The 24,199-nt window shown below is 63.2% G+C and carries 23 protein-coding genes; 3 read left to right on the top strand and 20 right to left on the bottom strand.

Going from position 1 to position 24,199, the window contains the following annotated elements; genetic code table 11:
• Positions 1-122: 122 nt before the first annotated feature.
• Entirely contained in the window at positions 123-923 is an 801-nt protein-coding gene (locus AC07VL_RS26960) for a helix-turn-helix transcriptional regulator (protein ID WP_494808582.1), read from the bottom strand.
• Positions 924-1,032: 109 nt separating this feature from the next.
• Here AC07VL_RS26960 and AC07VL_RS26955 point away from each other — a divergent pair, with 109 nt between their 5' ends.
• Positions 1,033-2,229, top strand: a complete 1,197-nt coding sequence (locus AC07VL_RS26955; RefSeq protein ID WP_494808581.1) for an MFS transporter — start codon at positions 1,033-1,035, stop codon at positions 2,227-2,229.
• A 49-nt stretch (positions 2,230-2,278) separates the two neighbouring features.
• Positions 2,279-2,803, top strand: coding sequence for a G/U mismatch-specific DNA glycosylase (gene mug, locus AC07VL_RS26950; RefSeq protein ID WP_494808580.1), 525 nt, complete (start codon positions 2,279-2,281; stop codon positions 2,801-2,803).
• A gap of 37 nt (positions 2,804-2,840) precedes the next feature.
• On the opposite strand, the gene AC07VL_RS26945 is transcribed toward mug, so the two are convergent.
• The 5 genes from AC07VL_RS26945 to AC07VL_RS26925 all read right to left on the bottom strand — a co-directional run bounded on the left by AC07VL_RS26945 (position 2,841) and on the right by AC07VL_RS26925 (position 6,591).
• Positions 2,841-3,626, bottom strand: coding sequence for an anti-sigma factor family protein (locus tag AC07VL_RS26945; RefSeq protein ID WP_494808579.1), 786 nt, complete (start codon positions 3,624-3,626; stop codon positions 2,841-2,843).
• A complete protein-coding gene (locus AC07VL_RS26940) occupies positions 3,623-4,144 on the bottom strand; it encodes an RNA polymerase sigma factor (RefSeq protein ID WP_494808578.1) in 522 nt (173 codons plus the stop codon). Before AC07VL_RS26940 ends, AC07VL_RS26945 begins: the two co-directional genes overlap by 4 nt.
• Before the next feature lie 15 nt (positions 4,145-4,159).
• Positions 4,160-4,534, bottom strand: a complete 375-nt coding sequence (locus AC07VL_RS26935; protein ID WP_494808577.1) for a COG4315 family predicted lipoprotein — start codon at positions 4,532-4,534, stop codon at positions 4,160-4,162.
• Positions 4,535-4,590: 56 nt separating this feature from the next.
• Positions 4,591-5,514 (bottom strand): DNA-3-methyladenine glycosylase family protein, encoded by a 924-nt coding sequence (locus AC07VL_RS26930; protein WP_494808576.1) that lies wholly within the window; start codon positions 5,512-5,514, stop codon positions 4,591-4,593.
• Between the two features lie 69 nt (positions 5,515-5,583).
• Positions 5,584-6,591 (bottom strand): XdhC family protein, encoded by a 1,008-nt coding sequence (locus AC07VL_RS26925; RefSeq protein WP_494808575.1) that lies wholly within the window; start codon positions 6,589-6,591, stop codon positions 5,584-5,586.
• 101 nt (positions 6,592-6,692) lie between these two features.
• Between AC07VL_RS26925 and AC07VL_RS26920 the strand changes: the two genes are divergently transcribed.
• On the top strand, positions 6,693-6,833 hold the full coding sequence (locus tag AC07VL_RS26920; RefSeq protein ID WP_180977326.1) for a hypothetical protein: 141 nt from the start codon (positions 6,693-6,695) through the stop codon (positions 6,831-6,833).
• Positions 6,834-7,006: 173 nt separating this feature from the next.
• On the opposite strand, the gene AC07VL_RS26915 is transcribed toward AC07VL_RS26920, so the two are convergent.
• The 14 genes from AC07VL_RS26915 to AC07VL_RS26850 form a co-directional block, all read right to left on the bottom strand.
• The gene (locus AC07VL_RS26915) at positions 7,007-8,110 is read right to left on the bottom strand and encodes a M48 family metalloprotease (protein WP_494808574.1); all 1,104 of its coding nucleotides are present in this window, start codon (positions 8,108-8,110) and stop codon (positions 7,007-7,009) included.
• A 10-nt stretch (positions 8,111-8,120) separates the two neighbouring features.
• On the bottom strand, positions 8,121-8,570 hold the full coding sequence (gene dut, locus AC07VL_RS26910) for a dUTP diphosphatase (protein WP_494808573.1): 450 nt from the start codon (positions 8,568-8,570) through the stop codon (positions 8,121-8,123).
• Between the two features lie 25 nt (positions 8,571-8,595).
• Positions 8,596-9,816, bottom strand: coding sequence for a bifunctional phosphopantothenoylcysteine decarboxylase/phosphopantothenate--cysteine ligase CoaBC (gene coaBC, locus AC07VL_RS26905; RefSeq protein WP_494808572.1), 1,221 nt, complete (start codon positions 9,814-9,816; stop codon positions 8,596-8,598).
• Positions 9,817-9,833: 17 nt separating this feature from the next.
• Entirely contained in the window at positions 9,834-10,343 is a 510-nt protein-coding gene (lspA, locus tag AC07VL_RS26900; protein WP_494808571.1) for a signal peptidase II, read from the bottom strand.
• Between the two features lie 89 nt (positions 10,344-10,432).
• Positions 10,433-13,333 carry an isoleucine--tRNA ligase gene (ileS, locus tag AC07VL_RS26895; RefSeq protein ID WP_494808570.1) on the bottom strand — a complete coding sequence of 967 codons (2,901 nt, stop codon included), beginning with the start codon at positions 13,331-13,333 and terminating at the stop codon, positions 10,433-10,435.
• An 82-nt stretch (positions 13,334-13,415) separates the two neighbouring features.
• Positions 13,416-14,387, bottom strand: coding sequence for a bifunctional riboflavin kinase/FAD synthetase (locus tag AC07VL_RS26890; RefSeq protein WP_290607153.1), 972 nt, complete (start codon positions 14,385-14,387; stop codon positions 13,416-13,418).
• Between the two features lie 214 nt (positions 14,388-14,601).
• Positions 14,602-15,813, bottom strand: coding sequence for a tetratricopeptide repeat protein (locus AC07VL_RS26885; protein WP_494808569.1), 1,212 nt, complete (start codon positions 15,811-15,813; stop codon positions 14,602-14,604).
• Between the two features lie 77 nt (positions 15,814-15,890).
• Positions 15,891-16,322 carry an ExbD/TolR family protein gene (locus AC07VL_RS26880; RefSeq protein WP_290607156.1) on the bottom strand — a complete coding sequence of 144 codons (432 nt, stop codon included), beginning with the start codon at positions 16,320-16,322 and terminating at the stop codon, positions 15,891-15,893.
• 106 nt (positions 16,323-16,428) lie between these two features.
• Positions 16,429-16,857 (bottom strand): ExbD/TolR family protein, encoded by a 429-nt coding sequence (locus AC07VL_RS26875; RefSeq protein ID WP_131371532.1) that lies wholly within the window; start codon positions 16,855-16,857, stop codon positions 16,429-16,431.
• Positions 16,858-16,862: 5 nt separating this feature from the next.
• Positions 16,863-17,795 (bottom strand): MotA/TolQ/ExbB proton channel family protein, encoded by a 933-nt coding sequence (locus AC07VL_RS26870; protein ID WP_494808568.1) that lies wholly within the window; start codon positions 17,793-17,795, stop codon positions 16,863-16,865.
• Between the two features lie 86 nt (positions 17,796-17,881).
• A complete protein-coding gene (locus AC07VL_RS26865; protein WP_290607162.1) occupies positions 17,882-18,538 on the bottom strand; it encodes an energy transducer TonB in 657 nt (218 codons plus the stop codon).
• Between the two features lie 538 nt (positions 18,539-19,076).
• Positions 19,077-20,678: a SpoVR family protein gene (locus AC07VL_RS26860; RefSeq protein ID WP_494808583.1), complete on the bottom strand. Its 1,602-nt coding sequence runs from the start codon at positions 20,676-20,678 to the stop codon at positions 19,077-19,079.
• A complete protein-coding gene (locus AC07VL_RS26855; RefSeq protein WP_494808567.1) occupies positions 20,678-21,946 on the bottom strand; it encodes a YeaH/YhbH family protein in 1,269 nt (422 codons plus the stop codon). The genes AC07VL_RS26860 and AC07VL_RS26855 overlap by 1 nt, the downstream gene beginning before the upstream one ends.
• Positions 21,947-22,018: 72 nt before the next feature.
• Entirely contained in the window at positions 22,019-23,941 is a 1,923-nt protein-coding gene (locus AC07VL_RS26850; RefSeq protein ID WP_034785249.1) for a PrkA family serine protein kinase, read from the bottom strand.
• Positions 23,942-24,199: the final 258 nt, after the last annotated feature.

Raw genomic sequence — 24,199 nt, 5'->3', positions numbered from 1 at the left:
CGGGGTGGAGCAGTCTGGCAGCTCGTCGGGCTCATAACCCGAAGGTCACAGGTTCAAATCCTGTCCCCGCAACCAATTCGAAGCCGCTGCTTCCTCGCAAGAGGAGCAGCGGTTTTTTCGTGTTATGGCGCGGTTTCCAGCGGCGGCCGGCGCGCATACACGACCAGCCGCAAATGGCGGTCCGCGTCGATGGTCAGCGAGGTGTGCTCGTACGCGATCTCTTCGCCGCCGACGTCCAGCAGGCGCACGCCTTCGCACGGCGCGTGCACGTCGTGGCGGCGCCACCACTGCCTGAATTCGGGCGAGACCTTTTCCAGTTCTTGCACCAGCGCATGGATGTCCGCCTCCTGCGTGGCGCGCGCATAGTCGCGGCGAAAGCTTGACAGCATCAGCGGCGCCTGTTCTTCCCAGCCGGTGAAGCGCGAGCGCAGCAGGGGATCGGTAAACAACAGCCACAGCAGATTGCGGCGCCCGGACGCATGCGCGCCGAAGCCGAACAGGGCGTCCGCGTGGGCATTGAACGCCAGCACGTCCCAGCGCAGGTTGAGCACATAGGCCGGATGGGCCAGTTCGTGCATCAGGCGGCGCACCAGCGGCGGCACCACGCAAAAGGTCTTGCCCTCCTCGGCGGGAGGGCGCGCGTGCGCCAGCAGGAACAGGTGACGGCGCTCGGCCGCATCGAGCTTGAGCACTTCGGCCAGCTTGTCGAGAAAGGCGCTGGAGACGCCGATGTCGCGCCCCTGTTCCAGCCAGGTGTACCAGGTCAGTCCCACACCGGCCAGCGCCGCCACTTCCTCGCGGCGCAAGCCCGGGGTCCTGCGCCGCCCGCCGCCGGGCAGGCCCACGTCTGCCGGCGACAGGCGCGCGCGCCGCGCCTGCAGGTAGGCGGCCAGTTCGCCGCGGGTGCGGGCCAAAGTGCGCATGGGCGTGTCCTTCCAGTGAGCCTGTTGCTGCCAGTAATAGCATAAACAGTTAAATTGTAATTGTTTATATTGTATTCCAGAATGCTTGCTTTCTTCCTGAAGGCTTGCCATGTCCGATTCTTCTTCCCGCGCCGGCCCTGCCGCCGCCGCGCTGCCTGCCACCGTCTACCTGATTGCCATGGGCGCGTTCGCGCTGGGCATGGCCTCGTACGTGACGGCAGGGCTGATGCCGCTGATTGCCGGCGCCTTTGCCGTGCCCGTGGCGGTGGCGGCGCAACTGGTGACGGCATTTACCCTGGCGTACGGTCTCGGCTCGCCGCTGGCCGTGGCCTTGCTGCCGGCGCAGGCGCAGCGCCGCAGCCTGCTGCTCTCCCTGGCCGTGTTCGTGCTGGCGAACGGGGCCAGCGCACTGGCGCCAAGCTTTGCCAGCTTGCTGGCCTTGCGCGCCATCGCCGGCATCGGCGCGGGCGTGTACCTGGCGCTGGGCATCGCCGCGGCGGCCGGCGTGGCGCCGCCGCCGCAGCGGGGCAAGGCCATCGGCGTGATCATGGGCGGCATGGCCAGCGGCACGGTGCTGGGCGTGCCCTTGAGCCTGCTGCTGGCCGAGCAGCTGGGCTGGGCCGCGGCCCTGTGGCTGGTGGCCGTCCTGGGCGCGCTGGCGCTGGCGGGCCTGCTGTGGCAGCTGCCGGCGCTGCCGGCGGCGCCGCCCATCGCGCTGCGCCGCAAGCTGGCCTTGCTGGCGGATGGGCCGGTGCTGGCCATCCTGCTCGTATCCCTGCTGGCGGCCATCGCCAGCCTGGGCATGTACACCTTCATTGCGCCGCTGCTGGCCTGGTCCGCGCAGGGGGCGGCACTCTCCGCCACGCCCTTCCTGTGGGCCTGGGGCGTGGGGGGCATCGCGGGCAGCGTCCTGGCCGGGCCGCTGGCCGACAGGCTGGCCGCACCCAGGCTGACCGTGTACATTTTGCTGCTGCTGGCGCTGGCCTTGTGCGCGCTGCCGCTGGCGGCCGGCTGGTCGGCGTGGCTGATGCTGCCGCCTATCGTGCTGTGGGGCGGTGCCGGCTGGGCCCTGCAAGTGCCGCAGAACCAGCGGCTGCTGGCCGCGCGCGCGGCGCGGGGCGACGGCAACCTGGCCATCGCCCTCAACGAGTCGGCGCTGTACCTGGGCAGCGCCATCGGTGCCGCCAGCGGCGGCCTGCTGCTCCTGCTGGACTGGTCCGCCCGCACGCTGGGCCTGGGCGCGGCGGCGGTGGCCGCCGTGGCGCTCGTGCTGCAGCTGGCGCCGTGGCGCAGGCGGGCCAGGTGAAGCCGGGGGCCTTCCCCTATACTGCAGCTCCCCGTATCGGAGCTCAAGCATGTCACACCTTGCCACAACGACGCCGGGCCTGCCCGACATCCTGCGCCCCGGCCTGCAGGTGGTGTTCTGCGGCCTCAATCCCGGCGTGGACGCGGCAGCGGCCGGCCACCATTTCCTCGGCCGCGGCAACCGCTTCTGGCCCGTGCTGCACCTGGCCGGCTTCACGCCGCACCAGGTGGCGCCGCAGGACGACCGCAGCGTGCTGGAATTTGGCCTGGGCCTGACGGCGGCTGTGGCGCGTCCGACGCAGCGGGCGGACCAGGTGGGGGCGGAGGAATTCGCGCAAGGGACGGCGCAGCTGCTGCACAAGCTGGCGCTGGCGCAGCCGCAGTGGATCGCCTTCCTGGGCAAGGCCGCGTATGCGGCCATGACGGGCAGGCGCCAGGTGGGCTGGGGCGAGCAGCGGGAACGCTTCGGCGGCGCGCGCGTGTGGATACTGCCCAATCCAAGCGGGCTCAACCGTGGCTATTCGAAGGCGCAGCTGGTCGACGCATACGCGCAGCTGCGGCGCGCGCTGGGCTGACGCGCCCGCGCACGGCGCAACGCATGGGCGGCCCGCTTCAGCGGGGCTGCTCCAGCTGCGCATACACGGCGTCGGCGATCCTGCCCAGCTCCTTTTTCGGCAGGTTCGCCGATAGGGCGTAGCCGAGCGGGCCGTCGATCCAGTAAAACACGCCCAGGTCCTTTTCCTGCGTGTAGCGGAACGCCGTTTCCTGCCTGCCGGCCCGCTCTTTCGCCACGTACAGGGTCAGGCGCTGGCCCTTGCCATCCTCGTACATGAACTGCGCCACGGGGCCATCGCCATCGCCGGGCAGCAAACGCCCGCCGATCAGCTGGTAACCGAGCGGCGACAGCACGGGCGGCTGCAGCTTGCTGCCCAGGCGTTTTGACAGCCACTGCACCAGGTGCGCTTCCTGTTCCGCGCCCACCTCCACGGGGTGGCGCACTTCGGGCGTGTAGACCGCGTGGGCGATGGCGGCGCTGCGCGCCAGGGAAACGGCGCTGGCGCTGGCAGCGCCGCCGTCCGCGCCGCGCAGCAGCCAGCCGCCGGCGCCGCCCGCCACCACCAGCGCGAGGGCGGCGGCGGCCTGCATGGCGTGGCGGCGCCAGACGCCGTTGGCCGCCGGCGGGGCGGCCGCCTGCAGCAGCGGCGGCGGCACGGCGTCGTCCAGCACGGGATCGAACAGGGCGCGCAGCTGCCGGTTCTGCTCGCGCCACGCCGCCACCCGGGCGGCATCGTCCGGATGCGCGCGCAGGTGGGCGTCGACGGCCGCGCGCTGGTCTTCCGGCAGGACGCCGTCGGCCAGGGCGTGCAGTTGCGCTTCGTCGATGGCTTGCGTAGTCATTTCACGACTTTCAGGGTGGGCGCGCCATGGCCGCTGGCGGGGCGGCCATCGAGCAGTGCGCGCAGTTTCTCGCGCCCGCGCGACAGGCGCGACATGACGGTGCCGACGGGGATGCCGAGCGTGGCCGCCACCTGCTCGTACGGCATCTGCTCCAGCGCGACGAGCAGGATCACTTCGCGCTGGCCCAGCGGCAAGCGGGCCAGCGCCGCATCCATCTCGCCGATGGCGATGGCCTGTCCCGGCGCGCGCTCGGGCGCGGGCAGCAGGGCGTCGTCGTCGAGTTCCTGCAGCACGAGGCCGGGACGGCGCAAGCTGTCCACGTGCAGGTTATGCATGATGGAAAACAGCCAGGGCCGCATCTCGTCGCCCCGCTGCCATTGATCGAGCTTGCGCCAGGCCCGCTCGACGGTGTCCTGCACCAGGTCGTCCGCGTGCAGGGCGCCCGCCAGCGCGCGCGCATAGCGGCGCAGGCCGGGCAGGCATGCTTGCAGCTGGCGGCTGTCGTCGAGTGCGGTCATGGCGGCGCAGGCTTGTTATGGCTTGACGACGTGCCACACGTTCTTGAAATTGTCGCCGGCCATGTCGCCCGGCTTCTTGTCTTCCTTGTACAGGTACAGGGGCTTGCCCTTGTAGGTCAGCTGCATGGCGCCGTTGTCTTCGCGCTGGATGCTGCCGTACGGCGCGGCAGGCGATGCTTCGGTGGCGATGACGGCGGGCCAGGCCACCAGGCAGCCGCCGCTGCAGGCGCTCTTGCCGCTGCCGGCGACATCCTTGTCGAAGACGTACACGGTCATGCCGCTGGCATTGACGAGCATGCCGTTGGCGGGCATGGCGTCGGCGGCGAAGGCCAGCGGGGCGGACAGCAGGGCGGCAAGAGCGGTAAGGGCAAAAGTGGTGGTAAGGCGCATGATGGTCTCCTTGAGGTTTGTGGGCTTGCAAGGGATAGACGCCCGCCGCCCGCCGTTTATTCCCCTGCCTGCGGATTATTTTTTTCCGGCGCATGCAGGCTGGCCCACAGGTGGGCAGCCGCCATGGTGCGGTGCGGCGCGTACTGGCGCAGCCACTGTTCCGTGCGCGCCATGTCCGGCTTGGCCTCTTCGCCCAGCAGCTTTTGCAGGGCGGCGCGGATGGCCACGTCGCCGTGCAGCGAGCAGTCGGCGTAGCCGTAGCCGCGCAGCAGCGCGTAGTTGACGGTCCACGGGCCGATGCCCTTCACGGCCAGCAGCGCCTGCGACATGGCCGCCACGTCGCCGGAGGGGGGCAGTTCCAGCGACAGCTCTCCCTCGTCGACGAGACGGGCCAGGCGCAGCAGGGTCTCCGCCTTGGCGCGCGAGAATTTGCGGCTCGTCAAATCATCGGTTTCCAGCCGCGCCACGTCGCGCGCCTCCGGGTAGCACCACAAGCCGCTGCCGTGCTGGCGCCCCGCCTGCAGGATAAACGTGCGGCGCAGGGAAATGGCGAACGGCAGGTTGATCTGCTGGCCGATGATGGCCCAGGTCAGCGCTTCGAAGGGGCTGGCCGACTGCACGATGCGCAAGCCCGGGTTGAGGCGGATCAAGGGCGCCAGCAGCGGGTCGCCGGCGGCCAGCAGCGCGAACGGCTGCGGGTCGATGCGCAGGCCGAGGATATTGAGCAGGGCGCCGTGCAGCGGTACCTGCAAGCCGGCGGCGGCATCGGTGTCGCCATCGATCTCGGCCCGGCAGACGGCCGCAGCGTCCGTGAAGGCCACGTCCAGCACGACAGGCACGCCGGCAAGCAGGATGCCCTTGCGCAGGCCCGTAGCGGTGACTTGTTCGGCCACGGCTTCCCCGTCGCGGCTGTGGAAGGCAATGACGTCGTCGCGGCGGTACCCGGCGGGCAGGGGGAGGGTGCAGTGCAGCAGGGTCATGGTGGCCAAAAATGAGGGAGGGTAGCAGGGGCGCGCCGAGGGCGCATCGCGTTTCTTGCTTTTCAGGCGTCAGCGCACGCAGAGGTCAGGGCTGGGCGGCGTCAAGGCCGCCGCGTGCTGGATCTGCAGGGCGTCGGGCACGCCATTCTTGACGGCCGTCAGTTCGGCCAGGATGGAAATGGCGATTTCGGCGGGCGTCTTGCTGCCGATGTACAGGCCGATGGGGGCATGCAGGCGCGCCAGCTGTGGGGCGCTGACGTCGAACTGCTGCAGCCGTTCGCGCCGCTTGGCATTGTTGGCGCGCGAACCGATGGCGCCGACGTAAAACGCGGGGGATTTGAGCGCTTCCATCAGGGCCAGGTCGTCGAGCTTGGGGTCGTGCGTGAGGGCGACGACAGCGCTGCGGCTGTCGAGCGCTAATTCCAGCACCAGGTCGTCGGGCATGGCGTGCAGCAGGGGCACGCCGGGCACGTTCCAGCCGCCCCGGTATTCCTCGCGCGGGTCGCAGACGACGACGTGGTAATCCATGGCCATGGCGATCTGCGCCACGAAGCGCGACAGCTGGCTGGCGCCGATGATCAGCAATCGCCAGCGCGGGCCGTGCTGGGTGGTGAGCACGTCCTTGTCCAGGGCCAGCACGGCGCCCGGCGCGGCGCGCTGCAGGATGACCGCGCCGGTATCCAGATCCAGGCGGCGTTCGACCAGTTCATGCGCTTCCAGGCGCGCCAGCAGTTCGGCCACGCCGCTGCTCGCATGCAGCGGTTCGATGGCCAGCTCGATGGTGCCTCCGCAGGGCAGGCCGAAGCGGTGCGCCTCGTCGGCGCTGATGCCGTAGCTGACGATTTCCGGCCGCGTGCGCACGATGCCGTGCCGGCGCACGGTGTCGATCAAATCATCCTCGATGCAGCCGCCGGAGACGGAGCCGACCACCGTGCCATCGTCGCAGATGGCCAGGGTGGCGCCCACGGGGCGGGGGCTGGAACCCCAGGTCTTGATGACGGTGACGAGTTCGCAGCGGTGCCCGGCGGCGAGCCAGGCGGCGCTGGTCTTCAGAACTTCAAGGTCGATGCTGTCCATGGGCGCGCGCGAGTTGCATGCCGCATGTTTGCGGCAAAGTATGGAATATTCTTCAATATTATGGCTATACTACCCTCTCCAACAGCCTGCGGAGAATTTTCATGTCAAATGAAGTCAAGACGCAAGAAGAGGGTATTCCCAAGTTCGGCAAGCTGCTCGTTGTGCTGTTTCTTGCCGTGGTGTTTTGCGGCGCCCTGACCTGGATCATGGGCACCTATTTCCCCAACTTCCCGGGCGCCTGAGCAAACCCTGTTTGATCAGGATGAAGAACGTCTAACAGAAGCGTAGCGAGCGGCAGCGATTTGTGGCCGAGAAGCGCAACTGTGCCTGGCACGGGGCCGCCGAGGCAGTGAGCATCGCAGACCGCAGACCGCAGACCGCAGACCGCGACGCGCAGCAGCTTATGGTAGGCGTCCTAAGGCTTGAGCGGCTTCTTCGCCGCCTGCTTGGCGCGCACGTCGGCCACGGCGCGGTTGATGGCGGCCATGCGCGAGTTGGTGCCCGGGTGCAGGGCCGTGTAGCCGTTGGCGACCGTGGCCGGCACTTGCGTGGCCAGGCGCTGCCAGAAGCGGGCGGCGTTGTCGACGTTGTAGCCGGCGCGCGCCAGCAGGTAGATGGCCAGGGTGTCGGCTTGCACGTCGAGTTCCTGCGGCATGGCCTTGATGCCGGCGGCGCCCGTCAGCATCGACACGTCGGGCTGCACGGCGCCCAGGCTGTCGATGATGCTGCCGGCCGTACCGGCCGTGTGCTGGCTGCGCGCGTGGTCGAGGATGTTGTGCGCCATTTCGCGGGCGATGACGAAGGCGATGCCTTCGTCGTTTTGCGCCGCATTGACCATGCCGCGCGTGAGCATGATGCGCGCGCCGTCCGAATACGCGTTGACATTGTCCGCATTGCCCAGGGCGACGCGGAAGGCGCAGGCGCGCGTGACGGGAATCTTTAAATCCTGCTGCTGGCCGTCGCGGGCGATGGTCATGTTCAGGCTGGCGCTTTTCGAGGCCAGCGGGCCGACGATGGCACCGAACGGGCCTTCCGCCTTGGGACCGGCCGGCAGGGGCTTGCCTTCGGCCGCCAGCAGGGCGTCGCCCTTGCGCAGCCCGGCGCGCGCGGCGCCGCTGCCCGGCAGCACGCCGGACACCTGCATCTGCTCGCCGTAACCGAGGGCCGCCTGGGCCGCGTCGGCATAGATGCCGGGGTAGGAATATTTGTTCTGTGCCGTGAAGCCCAGCAGGTTGCGCGCATACGTCTTGCACAGGTCCGCATTGTTGATCAGCAGGGGCGCCGAGACTTTCGACAGGCGGTCCTGCAGCGCTACCATTTTCACCAGTTCCTCCTGCGCCGCCTTTTGCTGCGCCGTCAGGGCGGGCGCCTCGGGCGCCGGCACGACGTTGAACGGGCCGCTGACCGTCGTCGTCGGCGTGGTGCAGGCAGATAGCAGGGCAACGCAAGCCACCAGCAGTGGCGATGCCAGATGGCGCAGCGAAGTTTTGGCTGGGGCGATGTGGCGGAAACCTGGCATAAGACGATCCTTAATGTTTGCCGGTGCTGCCGAAACCGCCAACACCGCGTTCGCTGTCGCCGAATTCCTCGACGACGTTAAAGCCCACTTGCAGCACCGGCACGATAATCAGCTGCGCCAGGCGCTCCATGGGGGCGAGCGTGAAAGCGCTCTGGCCCCGGTTCCAGGTCGATACCATCAGCTGGCCCTGGTAATCGGAGTCGATCAAGCCTACCAGATTCCCCAGAACGATGCCGTTCTTGTGGCCCATGCCGCTGCGCGGCAGGATCATGGCCGCATACGAGGGGTCGCCGATGTGGATGGCCAGGCCGGTGGGAATGAGCACGGTCTGGCCGGCTTCGATGGTGATGGGCGCATCGATGCAGGCGCGCAGGTCCAGGCCCGCGCTGCCCGGGGTGGCGTAGGCCGGCAGCAGTTCTTGCATGCGGGCGTCGAGGATCTTGATGTCGATATTTTTCATTGAAGCTAAGTCGTTTAAAAAGTGATTATTTGAGCAGCGAGTTTTTTGCCAGCCGCTTGGAGATTTCCGAAATCAGCTGGCGCGCCAGGTTCAGTTTCGAGGCGCGCGGCAGCACGGTATGGCCCTCTTCGTCGAAGAGGATGATGGTGTTGTCGTCCTGGCCAAAGGTGTTTTGGCCGATATTGCCAACCAGCAAAGGAATACCCTTCTTTTCGCGCTTGACGGAGCCGAATTCCACCAGGTTTTCCGATTCTGCGGCAAAACCCACGCAATACGGGTAGCCGGCCAGGTTGGTGCGCGCCGCCACGGTGGCGAGGATGTCGGGATTTTGCGCGAAGACCAGCTCGGGCACGGAGCCGTCGGCCTGCTTTTTCATTTTCTGCTCGCTGGCGTTGACGACCCGCCAGTCGGCCACGGCGGCGACGGCGACGAAGACATGCTGGTCGTCGACGTGGGCCAGTACCGCATCATGCATCTGCTGCGCGCTTTGCACATTGATGCGGCGCACGCCGAATGGCGCGTCCAGGGCCGTGGGGCCGGAAATGAGCAGCACCTCGGCGCCCGCCTCGCGCGCCGCCCGGGCCACCGCATAACCCATCTTGCCCGAGGACAGATTGGTGATGCCGCGCACCGGGTCGATGGCTTCGAACGTGGGGCCGGCAGTGACGAGCACGCGCTTGCCCACCAGGACCTTGGGCTGGAAGGCGGCGACCAGCTCCGTCAGCAGCTGTTCCGGTTCCAGCATGCGGCCCAGGCCCACCTCGCCGCACGCCTGCTCGCCGGCGGCGGGGCCGAAGATGGCGATGCCGTCGTCGCGCAGCTGCTGCACATTGCGCTGCGTGGCAGGGTTCTGCCACATCTCCACGTTCATGGCCGGCGCCACCAGCAGGGGCAGGTGGGCCGGACGGGCCAGGCACAGGGTCGACAGCAGGTCGTCGCACACGCCGTGCGCCAGCTTGCGCATGAAGTCGGCCGAACACGGCGCGATGAGGATGGCGTCCGCGTGGCGCGTCAGGTCGATATGCGCCATGTTGTTGGCGATGCGCGCATCCCACTGGCTCGTGTGCACGGGGTGGCCCGACAGGGCCTGCATCGTCACGGCCGTGATGAAGTGGCTGGCCGCCTCCGTCATGACCACTTGTACCGTGGCGCCCGCGCGGGTCAGCGCGCGGCACAGTTCCGCCGCCTTGTAGCAGGCGACGCCGCCCGAAAGTCCCAGGACGATTTGTTTGCCGGACAATTCCATGCCGTTCTCCCGCTTGTTTATTTGTTTACACGGCGCAGTTCATCGATGATGAACAGGGCCGCGCCGATGCAGATGGCGCTGTCGGCGATATTGAAAGCGGGGAAATGGCCCCAGCTCTTCCAGTGGAAATCGAGGAAATCGACGACGTGGCCATACACCAGGCGGTCGATGGCATTGCCCAATGCGCCGCCGAGTATCAGCGCCAGGGCCCAGCAGAACATGCGCTGGCCGGCGTGCTTTTTCAGCAGGTAGATGATGTAGACGGCGGCCGCCAGGGCGATGCCGGTGAAGAAATAGCGCTGCCAGCCGCCCTGGTCGGACAGGAAGCTGAAGGCGGCGCCCTTGTTATACGCCAGTACCAGGTTGAAGTACGAGGTAATGACCTTTTCCTGGGCATAGCTGAAGGTTTTCAGTATCGTGATCTTGGTGATCTGGTCGAACAGGATGACGATGGCTGCAACGCCCAGCCAGGGAACCAGGGACGATGACGAGGACGATTTCGATGAAAAACGGTTTTTAGTGGCCATATTTTTCCAGGGAAGATAAAGCCGCCGCTGCCCTTGCAGGCAGCGGCGGTGGGAGCGGGGCGGGAGTCATCCTGCCCCGGCTTGCTGCTTTAAGCGAAACGGCGCGATTCGCCTTTTCCAAACAGGTTGCTGACGCAGCGGCCGCACAGGGTGGCATGCGCCGCGTCCGTGCCCACGTCGCTGCGGTAGTGCCAGCAGCGCTCGCACTTCGGCGCCGCCGACGCGGCCACGAGCACTTCCTCGGCCGCTTCCTCTGCCACTTCGACAACGCTGGCCTGCGAGGTGATGAAGACGAACTTCAGGTCGTCGCCCAGGGTGTTCAACAGCTTGTACTTCATCGGCGCGGCCTTGATCGTCAGCTCCGCCTGCAGCGAGGAGCCGATGGCGCCCGAGGTGCGCAAGTCTTCCAGCTGCTTCGTCACGTCTGCGCGCACGGCGCGCAGGGCCGTGTACTTCTCCAGCAGGTCGGCGGCGTCCGACACTTCCGGCAGCTGCCACCAGGTTTGCGTGAAGATGGTTTCATCGCTGGCGGCATACGCTTGCGGTCCGGCGAAGACGGCCCACGCCTCCTCGGCCGTGAACGACAGGGCCGGGGCCATCAGGCGCAGCAGGCTTTGCGTGATGTGCCACAGGGCCGTCTGCGCCGAGCGGCGCGCGTGGGACGTCAGGCCCGTCGTGTACAGGCGGTCCTTCAGGATATCCAGGTAGAAGCCGCCCAGGTCTTCCGAGCAGTACGTCTGCAGCTTCGACACGACCGGGTGGAACTCGTAGCGCGCGTAGTTGTTCTCGATCTGCTGCTGCAGCGACGCCATGTTGGCGATCGCATAGCGGTCGATTTCGAACATTTCCGCCACCGGCACGGCGTCCGTGGCCGGGTTGAAGTCCGAGGTGTTGGCCAGCAGGAAGCGCAGGGTATTGCGGATGCGGCGATACGATTCCGTCACGCGTTTCAGGATTTCGTCGGAAATCGACAGCTCGCCCGTGTAGTCGGTCGAGGCGATCCACAGGCGCAGGATGTCGGCGCCCAGGGTGTCGGAGATCTTTTGCGGCGCCAGGGTGTTGCCCAGCGACTTGGACATCTTCTTGCCTTCGCCATCGACCGTGAAGCCGTGCGTCAGCAGGGCCTTGTACGGCGGACGGCCGTTCAGCATGGACGACACGAGCAGCGACGAGTGGAACCAGCCGCGATGCTGGTCCGAGCCTTCCAGGTACAGGTCGGCGGGGAACTGCAGCTGCGTCGAGTGCGAACCGTGCGCCTGCGGGCCGCCCAGCACCGTCTGGTGCGTGGCGCCGGAATCGAACCACACGTCCAGCGTGTCCTTGTTCTTGGCGTAGATGGCCGCTTCATCGCCGATGAGGTCAGCCAGGTCCAGCGACTGCCATGCCTCGATGCCATCCTTTTCGATCAGCTTGGCCACCTGTTCCAGCAGTTCCGGCGTGCGCGGATGCAGGTCGCCCGTTTCCTTGTGCACGATGAAGGCCATCGGCACGCCCCACTGGCGCTGGCGCGACAGGGTCCAGTCGGGACGGTTGGCGATCATGCCGTGCAGGCGCGCCTGGCCCCAGTCCGGGAAGAACTCGGTGTCGGCGATGCCTTGCAAGGCCGTCTCGCGCAGGGTCGCGCCGCCGTCCTTCGGCGTCACGTCCATGCCGGCGAACCACTGCGACGTGGCGCGGTAGATGATCGGCGTCTTGTGGCGCCAGCAGTGCATGTAGCTGTGGTCGAACATCTTGACTTCGAACAAGGCTCCGGCTTCGCGCAGGGCATTGCAGATCGGTTTCGATGCTTCCCAGATGGTCATGCCGCCGAACAGGGGCAGGGTCGAGGCGAATTTGCCGTCGCCCATCACCGGCTTGATGATGTCGTCGTCCTTCATGCCGTGCGCCTTGCACGAGATGAAGTCGTCCAGGCCGTACGCAGGCGCCGAGTGCACGACGCCCGTGCCGCTTTCCGTGGTCACGTATTCGGCCAGGTACAAGGGCGACAGACGGTTGTAGAACGCGTCGGCTGCGTGCAGCGGGTGGCGGAAGCTGATGCCTGCCAGGGCCGCGCCGTCGCAGGTGGCGATCGTCGTGCCGTCGAGCTTGAAGCGCGCCAGGCTGGCCACGACCAGGTCTTGCGCCAGGATCAGCAGCAATGGCTGGCCATCGCGCTCGGCCTTCACCAGCGCGTATTTCACTTCCGGGTGTACGTTCAGCGCCTGGTTCGACGGGATGGTCCACGGCGTGGTGGTCCAGATGACGATGAAGCCGTTCTCCGTCGGCAGGGACGGCAGGCCGAAGGCGGCCGCCAGTTTTTCCGGCTCGGCGAACTTGAAGCCGACGTCGATGGCGGGATCGCGCTTTTCCGCGTATTCCACTTCCGCCTCGGCCAGCGCCGACTGGCAGTCGAAGCACCAGTTCACGGGCTTCAGGCCGCGGTACACATAGCCTTTTTCCAGCAGCTTGCCCAGCGCGCGCAATTCGTCCGCTTCATTGCCGTGCGCCATGGTCAGGTAGGGGTTGTCCCACTCGCCCAGCACGCCCAGACGGATGAAATCCTTCTTCTGGCGCTCGACCTGCACGTTGGCGTAGGCGCGGGCCTTTTCCAGCACTTCGGCCGTCGGCAGGTTCTTGCCGTGCAGTTTTTCGATCTGGATCTCGATCGGCATGCCGTGGCAATCCCAGCCCGGCACGTAGGGCGCGTCGAAACCGGCCAGCGAGCGCGATTTGACAACCATGTCCTTCAGGATCTTGTTGACGGCGTGGCCCAGGTGGATGTCGCCGTTCGCGTACGGCGGGCCGTCATGCAGGATGAATTTCGGCCGGCCGGCCGCAGCCTTGCGCACGCGCTCGTAGATTTTCTTGTCTTGCCATTGCTGCACCCATTGCGGCTCGCGCTTGGCCATGTCGCCGCGCATCGGGAATGGGGTTTCCGTCATGTTGACCGGGTATTTGCTTTCAGGCTTCTTGTTCTGCTTGGGCGTGGCTGGCTTGTTTTGATCGGACATAGTTTTCTTTACTGGTATTGAATATGTTGTGCTGCGGGTGTGTGGCGGCGCGGGCGCCGCCAGGCGGCGGAGTTGGCCAGGATCAAATTCGGTCGGTGGCGGTGACGGCGCCGCTGCGCTGTTGAAAATAGGCGCGCGCCTGGTTCGAGTCGCGCTCGATGGCGGCCGTCAGGGTGGGCAAGTCGTCGTACTTTTCTTCGTCGCGCAGTTTTTGAAGGAATTCCACGCGCACCAGCTTGCCGTAGCAGGATTGATTGAAATCAAACAGATGCACTTCCAGCAAGACGCGGCCGCTGTCGTCGACGGTGGGGCGCACGCCCAGGCTGGCCACGGCCGGCAGCGGCAGCGGTCCCAGGCCGTGCACTTGCACGATGAAGATACCGGACAGGGCAGGGCGGTGCGCCACGCGCAGGTTCAAGGTGGGGAAGCCCAGCGTGCGGCCCAGCTTCTGGCCGTGGATCACATGGCCGGAAATGGCGTACGGGTGGCCCAGCAGCTGCGTGGCCAGCGGGAAATCGCCGGCCGCCAGCGCCAGGCGCACGGCCGACGAGGAAATGCGCGTGCTGCCGTTCATCACGGTCGGTAACGTTTCGACATGAAAACCGTACTGGCGGCCCGCTTCCTGCAGCATGGCCACGTCGCCGGCGCGCCGGGCGCCGTAGCAGAAGTCGTCGCCGACCATCAGCCACTTCACGTGCAAGCCGTCGACGAGGACTTTTTCCGTGAATTCCTGCGGCGTCAAGGCGGCGAACTGGGCGCTGAAATGCTCGACGACGACGCGGTCGATGCCGGCGTCGTCCAGCGACTGCAGCTTGTCGCGCAGGTTGGCGATGCGTTGCGGGGCTTTCGACAGGTCGCCCGCGCGCTGCGCGAAGAATTCGCGCGGATGCGGTTCGAACGTCATGACGGCCGCCTCGATGCCGAGTTCGGTTGCTGCTTCGCGCACGCGCGCCAGCAAGGCTTGATGGCCGATGTGGACACCGTCAAAATTGCCGATGGTCAGAGCGCAGGGCGCTCGTGCCTGGGCATTGGGAAGTCCGCGGAATACCTTCATAGGAATCTGATGAAAAACTGTGCCAAATGGGGGATTATACGGACTGTTTCAGGGATGCACAGCCGCAAGGGCGGCCAGAGCGGTAATTTCCCCCCTGAAACGGACAAAAAGCGCTGCCAGCACGGGGCGGGCAGCGCTTTTGGACGAACCACGCATGCAAGGTGGTCCGGCGTCGAACCCAGCCCTGGCGCAGCAGCTTGGGTGCGAGGTCTGATTACTTCAGCATCAGGGACCAGTAGCGGGCCAGGTCAGCCGCGCCATCCGTGCCTTTGACGGCTTTCAGGGCGCTCTGGGCATTGGCTTTCTTGCCAGCCACGCCGTAAGCGATACCCAGGTGCAACTGCGCTTCTTCCTGGTACTTGGCGGTGCCCATCTTCACGGCCTGGTTCATCAGGTCCAGGCCCTTGTCGGTCTGGCCGTCGTGGACGAGGGCGAAGCCCAGCTTGCTCAAGCTGTCGGCATCCTTGCTCTTGACGTAGTCGGCTTCCGACTTGGCGGCGCTGGCTTTCAGGTCAGCTTGCGTCTTCAGGGCCAGGTCTTTCAGGCGCTGATGGCGGGCTGCATCGGCGCCCACGCCCAGGATGCCTTTCTTGTAACCCTGGTCGATGATCTTCAGTGCTTCGCCTGGGTTGCCTGCTTGCAATGCCAGCTGGCTGATTTCCATGTATTCCGACGGTTTGGTGAACAGGCCGTTGGCCAGGCGCAGGCGCTGCACGTCCAGGCCCAGGCGCTGCGAGAAGCCAGGCTTGCCCGAGACGCGGTTCAGCAGGTCAGCCCAGTAGCTGGTCTTGGGATAGTTTGCCGCCAGTTTTTCCAGGGTGGCGACATAGCCGGCCTTGTCATTCTGCTTCAGCTGGATGTTGGCCAGCATCTGCAGGCTGCCTTCCGAGTTGCCGCCGCGCGATTGCAGTTCTTTCGCTGCCGCCGCGTAGTTGCCACTGACGTAGTAGGTCTGGATCAGCAGTTCGCGCATCTGTGGATCTTCGCGGTCTTTCAGCGAGCGGTTGATCCAGGTGATGGCGTTAGGCCAGTCCTTGGCGCGGTAGTACATGCCGGCCAGGGCTTGCGTGAATTTGGGGGCTTCGGCGGCGCTCAGGCGGCCGGAATTGATGACGGCTTCGAAGGCCTTGATGGCGGTCGGGTTATCGCCGGCTGCGGCGGCGGCCGAGGCGCGCACGCGCTCGATCTGGTAGCTTTCAAAGGCGGTCTTGCCGCCGACGCTGTCAGCTTCGCGCAGCTTGGCCAGCGCTTCCTTGTTTTTGCCGCTGCTAGCGAGTTTTTGCGCTTCTTGCAGTGGCTTGCCCACTTCGGCACGCACGGTGTCCGCGGCATATGCCAGCGAGCCCAGGCCGATTACGGGAGTTGCTGCGGTAAAACCGATAGCGGCCATGACGAGGCCGAGATGAGCGAGACGAAACTTGGACATGAGAAAGTCTTTCAGTAAAAAGCGAATAGGCAGGAAGTCCTGCCTATTCGGATGTAAAGAGAACCTGATGCAACAGCTTACTGGAATTGCTCGTTGCCGACCAGACCGATTTTGGTCACGCCCAGACGCTGTGCCGACGCCATCACACCGGCGACGACTTTATATTCCACCAGCTTGTTCGGACGCAAATGCACTTCCGGCTGATCTGCTTGCGCAGCGATGTTGCTCAGCTTGGCTTCCAGCGAGGCACGGTCAGGAACGACCTGATTGTCCCACAAGATGGTGCCGTCAAAATCGACATCGATCGTGACGACCACTGGTTCGGTTGTCGGTGGCGGCGGGGTGCCGACCGGCATGTTCAAGTTCACCGAGTGGTTTTGCTTAGGAATCGTGATGATCAACATGATAATCAGCACCAGCATCACGTCGATGAGGGGCGTCATATTCAGTTCCATCATTGGTTCCGGATCCGCGCCTGCTGCGCTTCCCGAACCGACATTCATACTCATAGTGTTTCCTTTAAGAAGTCCAACGAAGCACCGGGCGCTACTGCCGCCCGGTCAGCTTCCGCCAGTGACGCCCCTCGTCTTGCCGGGGCGTCACTGTCAGCCGCTATCAGCCCTTGTCAGGTGGTTCGGTGATGAAGCCGACCTTCTGGATCCCGGCACGTTGGGTCGTGTAAATAACCCGGCCGATCGATTCGTAGCGTGTTTCTTGGTCGCCACGAACGTGTACTTCCGGCTGCGGTACTTTCACTGCTTCAACTTTAAGATAATCGAACAGTTCGTTCGTGTCTTTCAGTCTGGTCTGGCCCAGGTAAATCTCGCCGTCCTTGTTAACAACGATGTTAACGTTCTCTGGCTTGGTTTGCAGGGCTTGATTGGCCTCAATCGGCAGATCGATTTTCTGCAGCTTAAGGACAACCGGACTCGTGATCAAGAAAATGATCAGCAAAACCAACATGATGTCGACAAGCGGCGTCGTGTTGATTTCTGACATTACCTGATCTTGTTCTCCGCTGTCGGAGCCGACGGACATCGACATGATTCTTATCCGATCTTTTTAGCGCCGGCAGCACGGCCAGCTTCGCTGGTGGACATTACGCCGGAAACCAGGACCGAGTGAACGTCGGCGCTGAACGAGCGGATGTCTTCCATTGCGGTTTTGTTACGACGTACCAGCCAGTTGTAACCCAGAACGGCAGGAACAGCGACCAGCAGACCGAAAGCCGTCATGATCAGTGCTTCACCAACTGGACCAGCCACTTTGTCGATCGAAGCGTTACCGGTCATGCCGATAGCGGTCAGTGCGTTGTAAATACCCCAAACGGTACCGAACAGACCGATAAACGGTGCGGTCGAACCAACGGTTGCCAGGAACGACAGGCCATCTTGCAGACGCGATTGGACTTTGTCCGAAGCGCGCTGGATCGACATCGTCACCCAGGTCGACAGGTCGATTTGTTCCAGCAGGGCGCCGTCATGGTGTGCGGTTGCCTTGGTGCCCGATTCAGCGATGAAGCGGAATGGCGAACCTTCTTCCAGGGTTGCCGAACCAGCAGCGATCGAAGGTGCTTTCCAGAATTTGGCAGCAGCTTCTTTAGCTTGCTTGAAGATCTTCATTTGATCGATCAGCTTGGTGATGATGATGTACCAGGTACCGATCGACATGATGACCATGATGATCAGGGTAGCGCGTGGCACGAAACCGCCGTCCCATACTGCGGACAGGCCGAACGGGTTGTGGACTTCTTCGGTTTTGGCTGGAGCGGCGGCATCGGCGGCTGGAGCGGCGGCGTCTGCTGCTGGAGCGGCGGCGGCGTCGGCAGCTGGTGCTGCTGGAGCAGCGTCTGCCGCAGGAGCCGAAGCGGCTGCCGATGCTGGCGCGTCAGCGAATGCTGGTGCTGCTACCAGGGCGGTAGTAGCGGTGACGGACAACAGAACCGCGGCAAAAAATGCGGACAAACGGGTATTCTTAAACATGCTTCCTCCAAAATTAAAAATAACAGATCGCTGAACGTAATGACAACGAAATCATAGTGTGAGACAGGGGATAACTGCCTCGGGTTTTAATCCAGCGACCAAACGTATTGCATTTGCTGCCAGCCTTGTTCCGGCTTGCCGTCGACTGTTGCCGGCTTAAATGTGCAGCGGCTGATGCCTTGTACCGCAGCTCTGTCCAGGTCTCTGAAGCCGCTGGACTTCACGATCTTCGAATCAGCGACCTTGCCGTCCACGCCGATCAGGAACGACAGCGTCACGACACCGGTTTCCTCATTGCGCTGCGACGACTTTGGATACTGCGGTTTTTCGCAGACGCTGAAGTCAACCACGGCCGGTGTACGCACCGATTTGGCTGGTCCAGGAGTTGGCGCAGGCTGTGCAGGCGGTGCTGGCGGTGCCAATACATTCGTGGCTGGCTTCACAGCAGTCGTATTTGCAATCACGTTCTGTTGTGGTGGCGGCTGCTGCACGTTCACCTCGACTGGCGGAATGAATGGCGGCGGTGGTGCCTTCATTTCTGGCGGCGGTGGTGGCGGTGGAAGATCCTTCGGTGGAGGCGGTTTGACTTCCTCGATAATCTTGGTTTCAACCGGTTCCATCATTTTGGTGACCAACCGCTTGCCCAAGCCCGTCACGATCCCGTAAGCCGCGAGAACGTGCAGCAGGACAACGATAGTGATGCCTGTGTAGTTCTTGGGACTTTTCTCGTTCGAAAAATTCATGCCTGCTTTCTCCAAATACCATCTCTTGTCTTGCAACTGAACCCCAAAATGACGACACAAAGCTCCAGCCGTATCCGGGACGTCGCCGAATTATACATACGAATTCTTTATTTTACACAGATTTTTAACGCCTAAAACCGGTTAAATTTTTGGCGCTTTTGCGCCCTGAAAACGTACTTGCTTATGCCATCTTTGCACGCTTTCGGACATAAAAAAAGGCGGTCTTATCGGTTTTTTACAGCCGTTTTGGGCTACCACTGCTAAGTTCTTCGATGTGTCGATATGGCGGAATTATATTTCGTGATATCCAATATGGAAACAGCTAAATTTGGAGAAAAATATTTCTCTTTGGAAATATTTTGCCATAGAACCAGACCACTTAGCCTTGCAGGCGCACCAAACAGGTGCGGAAAGCACTTTGCGCAGGTCAAAAAAAGCGGCCCCGGAACCGCTTCCGAGGCCGCCTGGCCATACTGAATTCCTATGTGGGCATAGGGTGCGCTTATATTCTTGCTAAAATTATTGCCAAAAAATCACTTCATGGGCGCGTTGCCGGGTCGTCGCGACGGTTGCGTTTTTCGCGCCGGCAATTCAAGGTGCCCAGCACGGCGCCCTGGGGATCGACCGTGTCGAGATGCACGTCGAAGCCCCACAGCCGCGCCACGTGCTTGAGCACTTCCGCCGCCTGCTGGTTCAGCGGGCGGCGCTGGAATTGCGTGTGGCGCAGGGTCAGGGCGCGGTCGTCGCGCGTGTTGACGGACCAGACCTGGATGTTCGGCTCGCGGTTGCCCAGGTTGTACTGTTCCGCCAGCTGCTGGCGCACGTAGCGGTAGCCGGCATCGTCGTGGATGGCGGAAATGGCCAGTTTTTCATTCTTGTCGTCGTCGAGCACGGCAAAGAAGTGGAATTCGCGGATCAGGCGCGGCGACAGGTACTGGGCGATGAAACTTTCATCTTTGAAATTGCGCATGGCAAAGTCCAGGCTCTTGCGCCAGTCGCTGCCGGCCATGTCGGGAAACCAGGCGCGGTCCTCGTCCGTCGGGTGCTCGCAGATGCGGCGGATGTCGCTCATCATGGCAAAGCCCAGCGCATACGGATTGATGCCGCTGTAATAGGGGCTGTCGATGGGCGGCTGGTAGACCACGTTGGTATGGCTTTTCAGGAATTCCATCATGAAGCCGTCGCCCACGACGCCTTCGTCATACAGCTGGTTCAGTATCGTGTAGTGCCAGAAGGTGGCCCAGCCCTCGTTCATGACCTGGGTTTGCCGCTGCGGATAGAAATACTGGGAAATCTTGCGCACGATGCGTACCATCTCGCGCTGCCACGGTTCCAGCAGGGGCGCGTACTTCTCGATGAAGTACAGCAGGTTTTCCTCCGGTTCGGGCGGGAAGCGGGGCACGGCCTTGCGCTGGTCTTCCTCTTCCTCGTCGTCCTCGCGCCGGGGCAGGGTGCGCCACAGCTGGTTGATCTGCGACTGCACATACTCTTCGCGCTCTTTCTGGCGCGCATATTCCTTTGCCATCGACAGTTTCGCCGGGCGCTTGTAGCGGTCCACGCCATAGTTCTGGATGGCGTGGCACGAGTCGAGCAGCAATTCCACGGCATCGACGCCATGGCGCTGCTCGCATTCGCTGATGTAGTTCTTGGCAAACACCATGTAGTCGATGATGGCGTCCGCATCCGTCCAGGCGCGGAACAGGTAGTTGCCCTTGAAGAAGGAGTTGTGGCCATACGCCGCATGCGCGATGACCAGCGACTGCATGGTCAGGCTGTTTTCCTCCATTAAATAGGCAATGCACGGATTCGAGTTGATGACGATCTCGTAGGCCAGGCCCATCTGGCCCCGCTTGTAGCTTTTCTCGGTGGATAAAAAATGCTTGCCAAACGACCAATGGTTGTACGAGACGGGCATGCCGACGGAGGTGTAGGCATCCATCATCTGCTCGGCCGTGATGATTTCCAGCTGGTTCGGATAGGTGTCGAGGCCGAACTGTTTCGCCACGCGGCGGATTTCCTCGTGGATTTGCTCGATCAGCTCGAACGTCCATTCCGACTGCTCGGGCAGCGCGTTCGGGTGGCGCAGGCGCACGAACGGCTCGCCCGGGGTGCTGCTGGCGCGGTCAAAGGCTGCACTCATCATTTCACCTGTTTCTTGAACAGTTCGCGGAAGACCGGATAGATATCGGCCGGCGTGACGATCTTTTGCATGGCGAAATGGGCGTGATGGTCGAGCACGCCCGCATATTGCTCCCACAGGTTTTGCTGCGGGCCGTCGGTGATCTCGACGTAGGTGTAGTACTGCACCTTGGGCATGATGGTATTGATCAAGAGCTGGCGGCACAGCACGGAATCGTTGTCCCAGTTGTCGCCGTCGGAGGCCTGCGCCACGTAGCTGTTCCACTGGCCGGCGCCATAGCGCTCGTCGATGATGCTGTTGAGCAAGTGCAAGGCGGATGACACGACGGTGCCGCCCGACTCGCGCGAGTTGAAGAATTCGTGCTCGTCCACTTCCGCCGCCGCCGTGTGGTGGCGGATGAAGACCACCTCGATCTTGTCGTAGGCGCGCTTGAGGAACAGATATAAGAGGATGAAGAAGCGCTTGGCCGTGTCCTTGCGCGATTCGTCCATGGAACCGGAGACGTCCATGATGCAGAACATCACGGCCTGCGTCATGGGCTTGGGCACCTTGATGCGGTTGCTGTAGCGCAAGTCGAACGGGTCGATGAAGGGGATGGCCAGCAGGCGCGTGTGCAGGTGGTGGATCAGGCGGCGCAGTTCGACGACCAGCGGGTCGCTGTCGGGCACGCCTTCGTGCAGCAGCGCGGCCAGGTCTTCCTCGGCCTGCGCCAGCTGCTTGCGGGCGCCGGCGCCGACGGCGATGCGCCGTCCCAGCGCGCCGCGCAGGGAGCGCAGCACGTGGATGTTCGATGGCGTGCCCGACATATTGTAGCCGGCGCGCTGGTTCTTGAATTCCGTGGTGGCCGTCAGCTGGGTCTTCACCATGTGCGGCAATTCCAGGTCCTCGAAGAAATAGTTCATGAATTCTTCGCGCGACAATTCGAAGATGAAGTCGTCTTCCGTCGTCTCGTCGCTATTGCCCGCCTTGCCCCGTCCGCTGCCGGCGCCGCCTTTCGGCCGCGCGATCTGGTCGCCTTTCAGGTATTCCTTGTTGCCGGGATTGACCACTTCCCACACGCCGCCATGCGCGTGGCCAAACGACGGCTCGCCCACGTCCTTGACGGGGATGCTGACTTTCTCGCCGTTTTCAACGTCCGTGATCGAGCGCCCCTTGATGGCGCGCCCCACGGCATCCTTGATCTGGCCCTTGTAACGCCGCAGGAAACGCTCGCGGTTGACGGCGGATTTGTTCTTGCTTTGCAAGCGCCTGTCGATGAGATATGTCAAAGGGTGCCTCCTTGCTTCTCGTCTTGCGCGCCCCGCCAGCTTCCGGGCGGGAGCGCGCCCCCGCTGTCCGCGCTAGGATGACTTGCGCACGCGCAAGTACCATTCGCATAACAGGCGTACCTGCTTGGCCGTGTAGCCTTTTTCCACCATGCGGGCCACGAAGTCGGCGTGCTTGTTGGCATCGTCGGCGCTGGCCTTGGCATTGAAGGAAATCACGGGCAGCAATTCCTCCGTATTCGAGAACATTTTCTTCTCGATCACGGTGCGGAACTTTTCATAACTGGTCCAGGCGGGATTCTTGCCGCCGTTCGACGCCCGCGCGCGCAGCCCGAAGTTCACGATTTCATTGCGGAAATCCTTCGGATTGGAAATGCCCGCCGGCTTTTCGATCTTTTCCAGCTCATTGTTCAGCGATTCGCGGTCGAAACTCTCGCCCGTGTCCGGATCGCGGTATTCCTGGTCCTGTATCCAGAAATCGGCAAACGTCACATAGCGGTCGAAGATGTTCTGTCCGTATTCGGAATAGCTTTCCAGGTAGGCCGTCTGGATTTCCTTGCCGATGAATTCCACGTAGCGCTGCGCCAGGTGCTCTTTAATATAGGAGAAGTAGCGCTGCTCCAGTTCCGGCGCGAACTGCTCGCGCTCGACCTGCTGTTCCAGTACATATAATAGATGCACGGGATTGGCGGCCACTTCGGAATTGTCAAAGTTGAACACCTTTGACAGGATCTTGAAGGCAAAGCGCGTCGACAGCCCGTTCATGCCCTCGTCCACGCCCGCGTAATCGACGTATTCGTGCATGGACTTGGCTTTCGGGTCCGTATCCTTGAGGTTTTCGCCATCGTAGACGAGCATCTTCGAAAAGATGCTGGAATTTTCCGGATCCTTCAGGCGCGACAGGATGGCGAACTGCGCCATCATGCGCAGGGTGCCGGGCGCGCACGGGGCTTTCACCAGCGAGGAATTGGCCACCAGCTTGTCGTAGATCTTGATTTCATCTGACACGCGCAGGCAGTACGGCACCTTGACTATATAGATACGGTCAAGAAACGCCTCGTTGTTGCGGTTGTTTTTAAAGGTCTTCCATTCCGACTCGTTCGAGTGGGCCAGGATGATGCCGTCGAAGGGGATGGCGCCGAAACCTTCCGTGCCCTTGTAGTTGCCTTCCTGCGTGGCCGTCAGCAAGGGGTGCAGCACCTTGATGGGCGCCTTGAACATTTCCACGAATTCCATCAGGCCCTGGTTGGCCAGGCACAGGCCGCCCGAATAGCTGTAGGCGTCCGGATCGTCCTGCGCGTAGTCTTCCAGCTTGCGGATGTCGACCTTGCCCACCAGGGACGAGATATCCTGGTTGTTTTCGTCGCCCGGCTCCGTCTTCGAGATGGCGATCTGTTTCAGCACGGATGGATAGCGCTTGACGACGCGGAACTGGTTGATGTCGCCATTGTATTCATGCAGGCGCTTGACGGCCCAGGGGCTGGGGATGTTGCGCAGGTAGCGGCGCGGGATGCCGTAATCCTCTTCCAGGATGGTGCCGTCCTCTTCCTCGTTGAACAGGCCCAGCGGCGATTCGTTGACGGGCGAGCCTTTCAGGCAATAGAAGGGCACGTGTTCCATCAGCGACTTGAGCTTTTCCGCGATGGACGACTTGCCGCCGCCGACAGGCCCCAGCAGGTACAGGATCTGCTTGCGCTCTTCCAGGCCTTGCGCCGCGTGGCGGAAGTAGGAGACGACCTGCTCGATGACTTCCTCGGTGCCGTAGAACTCGCGGAAGGCGGGATAGATCTTGATGATCTTGTTGGCGAAGATGCGCGACAGGCGCGTGTCGTTGCGCGTGTCGACCAGCTGCGGCTCGCCGATGGCGGCCAGCATGCGTTCGGGCGCGCTGGCATAGGTCAGCTTGTCCTTCTTGCACAGGGCCAGGTATTCGGTGAGCGACATTTCCTCTTCCCGGGTGCGCTCGTAGCGTGCTGCGTAGTTATCAAAAATGGTCATGTCAATGTCCTTTAATGTAAACCTGAACTGCCAGTCACCATGGCCGCCCGCCTGGCACTCGCCTGGGCTTGCCGCTTGAACTTTTCCTGTACCCCGTATCGATTTTTATTGTTGTTTCAAGCCCGGCTGTCTTTGCGAGTCCGGATTGCCCGGACCAAAAAACTGGCGCTTGATGCCGTGTGCTGACGTGGCCAGCCGGCCTTTTTGTTGATGACGATAGCGCTTGATGCACCTACCTTTACCCCATGAAATTAATTA

It is taken from the genome of Janthinobacterium sp. GW821-FHT03C08, assembly GCF_059420905.1.
This window is presented reverse-complemented; position numbering and strand designations above follow the sequence as displayed.

Coding starts and splice junctions, on each gene's coding strand:
- AC07VL_RS26960 (WP_494808582.1), bottom strand. CDS start 923: ATGCGCACTTTGGCCCGCACCCGCGGCGAACTGGCCGCCTACCTGCAG.
- AC07VL_RS26955 (WP_494808581.1), top strand. CDS start 1,033: ATGTCCGATTCTTCTTCCCGCGCCGGCCCTGCCGCCGCCGCGCTGCCT.
- mug (WP_494808580.1), top strand. CDS start 2,279: ATGTCACACCTTGCCACAACGACGCCGGGCCTGCCCGACATCCTGCGC.
- AC07VL_RS26945 (WP_494808579.1), bottom strand. CDS start 3,626: ATGACTACGCAAGCCATCGACGAAGCGCAACTGCACGCCCTGGCCGAC.
- AC07VL_RS26940 (WP_494808578.1), bottom strand. CDS start 4,144: ATGACCGCACTCGACGACAGCCGCCAGCTGCAAGCATGCCTGCCCGGC.
- AC07VL_RS26935 (WP_494808577.1), bottom strand. CDS start 4,534: ATGCGCCTTACCACCACTTTTGCCCTTACCGCTCTTGCCGCCCTGCTG.
- AC07VL_RS26930 (WP_494808576.1), bottom strand. CDS start 5,514: ATGACCCTGCTGCACTGCACCCTCCCCCTGCCCGCCGGGTACCGCCGC.
- AC07VL_RS26925 (WP_494808575.1), bottom strand. CDS start 6,591: ATGGACAGCATCGACCTTGAAGTTCTGAAGACCAGCGCCGCCTGGCTC.
- AC07VL_RS26920 (WP_180977326.1), top strand. CDS start 6,693: ATGTCAAATGAAGTCAAGACGCAAGAAGAGGGTATTCCCAAGTTCGGC.
- AC07VL_RS26915 (WP_494808574.1), bottom strand. CDS start 8,110: ATGCCAGGTTTCCGCCACATCGCCCCAGCCAAAACTTCGCTGCGCCAT.
- dut (WP_494808573.1), bottom strand. CDS start 8,570: ATGAAAAATATCGACATCAAGATCCTCGACGCCCGCATGCAAGAACTG.
- coaBC (WP_494808572.1), bottom strand. CDS start 9,816: ATGGAATTGTCCGGCAAACAAATCGTCCTGGGACTTTCGGGCGGCGTC.
- lspA (WP_494808571.1), bottom strand. CDS start 10,343: ATGGCCACTAAAAACCGTTTTTCATCGAAATCGTCCTCGTCATCGTCC.
- ileS (WP_494808570.1), bottom strand. CDS start 13,333: ATGTCCGATCAAAACAAGCCAGCCACGCCCAAGCAGAACAAGAAGCCT.
- AC07VL_RS26890 (WP_290607153.1), bottom strand. CDS start 14,387: ATGAAGGTATTCCGCGGACTTCCCAATGCCCAGGCACGAGCGCCCTGC.
- AC07VL_RS26885 (WP_494808569.1), bottom strand. CDS start 15,813: ATGTCCAAGTTTCGTCTCGCTCATCTCGGCCTCGTCATGGCCGCTATC.
- AC07VL_RS26880 (WP_290607156.1), bottom strand. CDS start 16,322: ATGAGTATGAATGTCGGTTCGGGAAGCGCAGCAGGCGCGGATCCGGAA.
- AC07VL_RS26875 (WP_131371532.1), bottom strand. CDS start 16,857: ATGTCGATGTCCGTCGGCTCCGACAGCGGAGAACAAGATCAGGTAATG.
- AC07VL_RS26870 (WP_494808568.1), bottom strand. CDS start 17,795: ATGTTTAAGAATACCCGTTTGTCCGCATTTTTTGCCGCGGTTCTGTTG.
- AC07VL_RS26865 (WP_290607162.1), bottom strand. CDS start 18,538: ATGAATTTTTCGAACGAGAAAAGTCCCAAGAACTACACAGGCATCACT.
- AC07VL_RS26860 (WP_494808583.1), bottom strand. CDS start 20,678: ATGAGTGCAGCCTTTGACCGCGCCAGCAGCACCCCGGGCGAGCCGTTC.
- AC07VL_RS26850 (WP_034785249.1), bottom strand. CDS start 23,941: ATGACCATTTTTGATAACTACGCAGCACGCTACGAGCGCACCCGGGAA.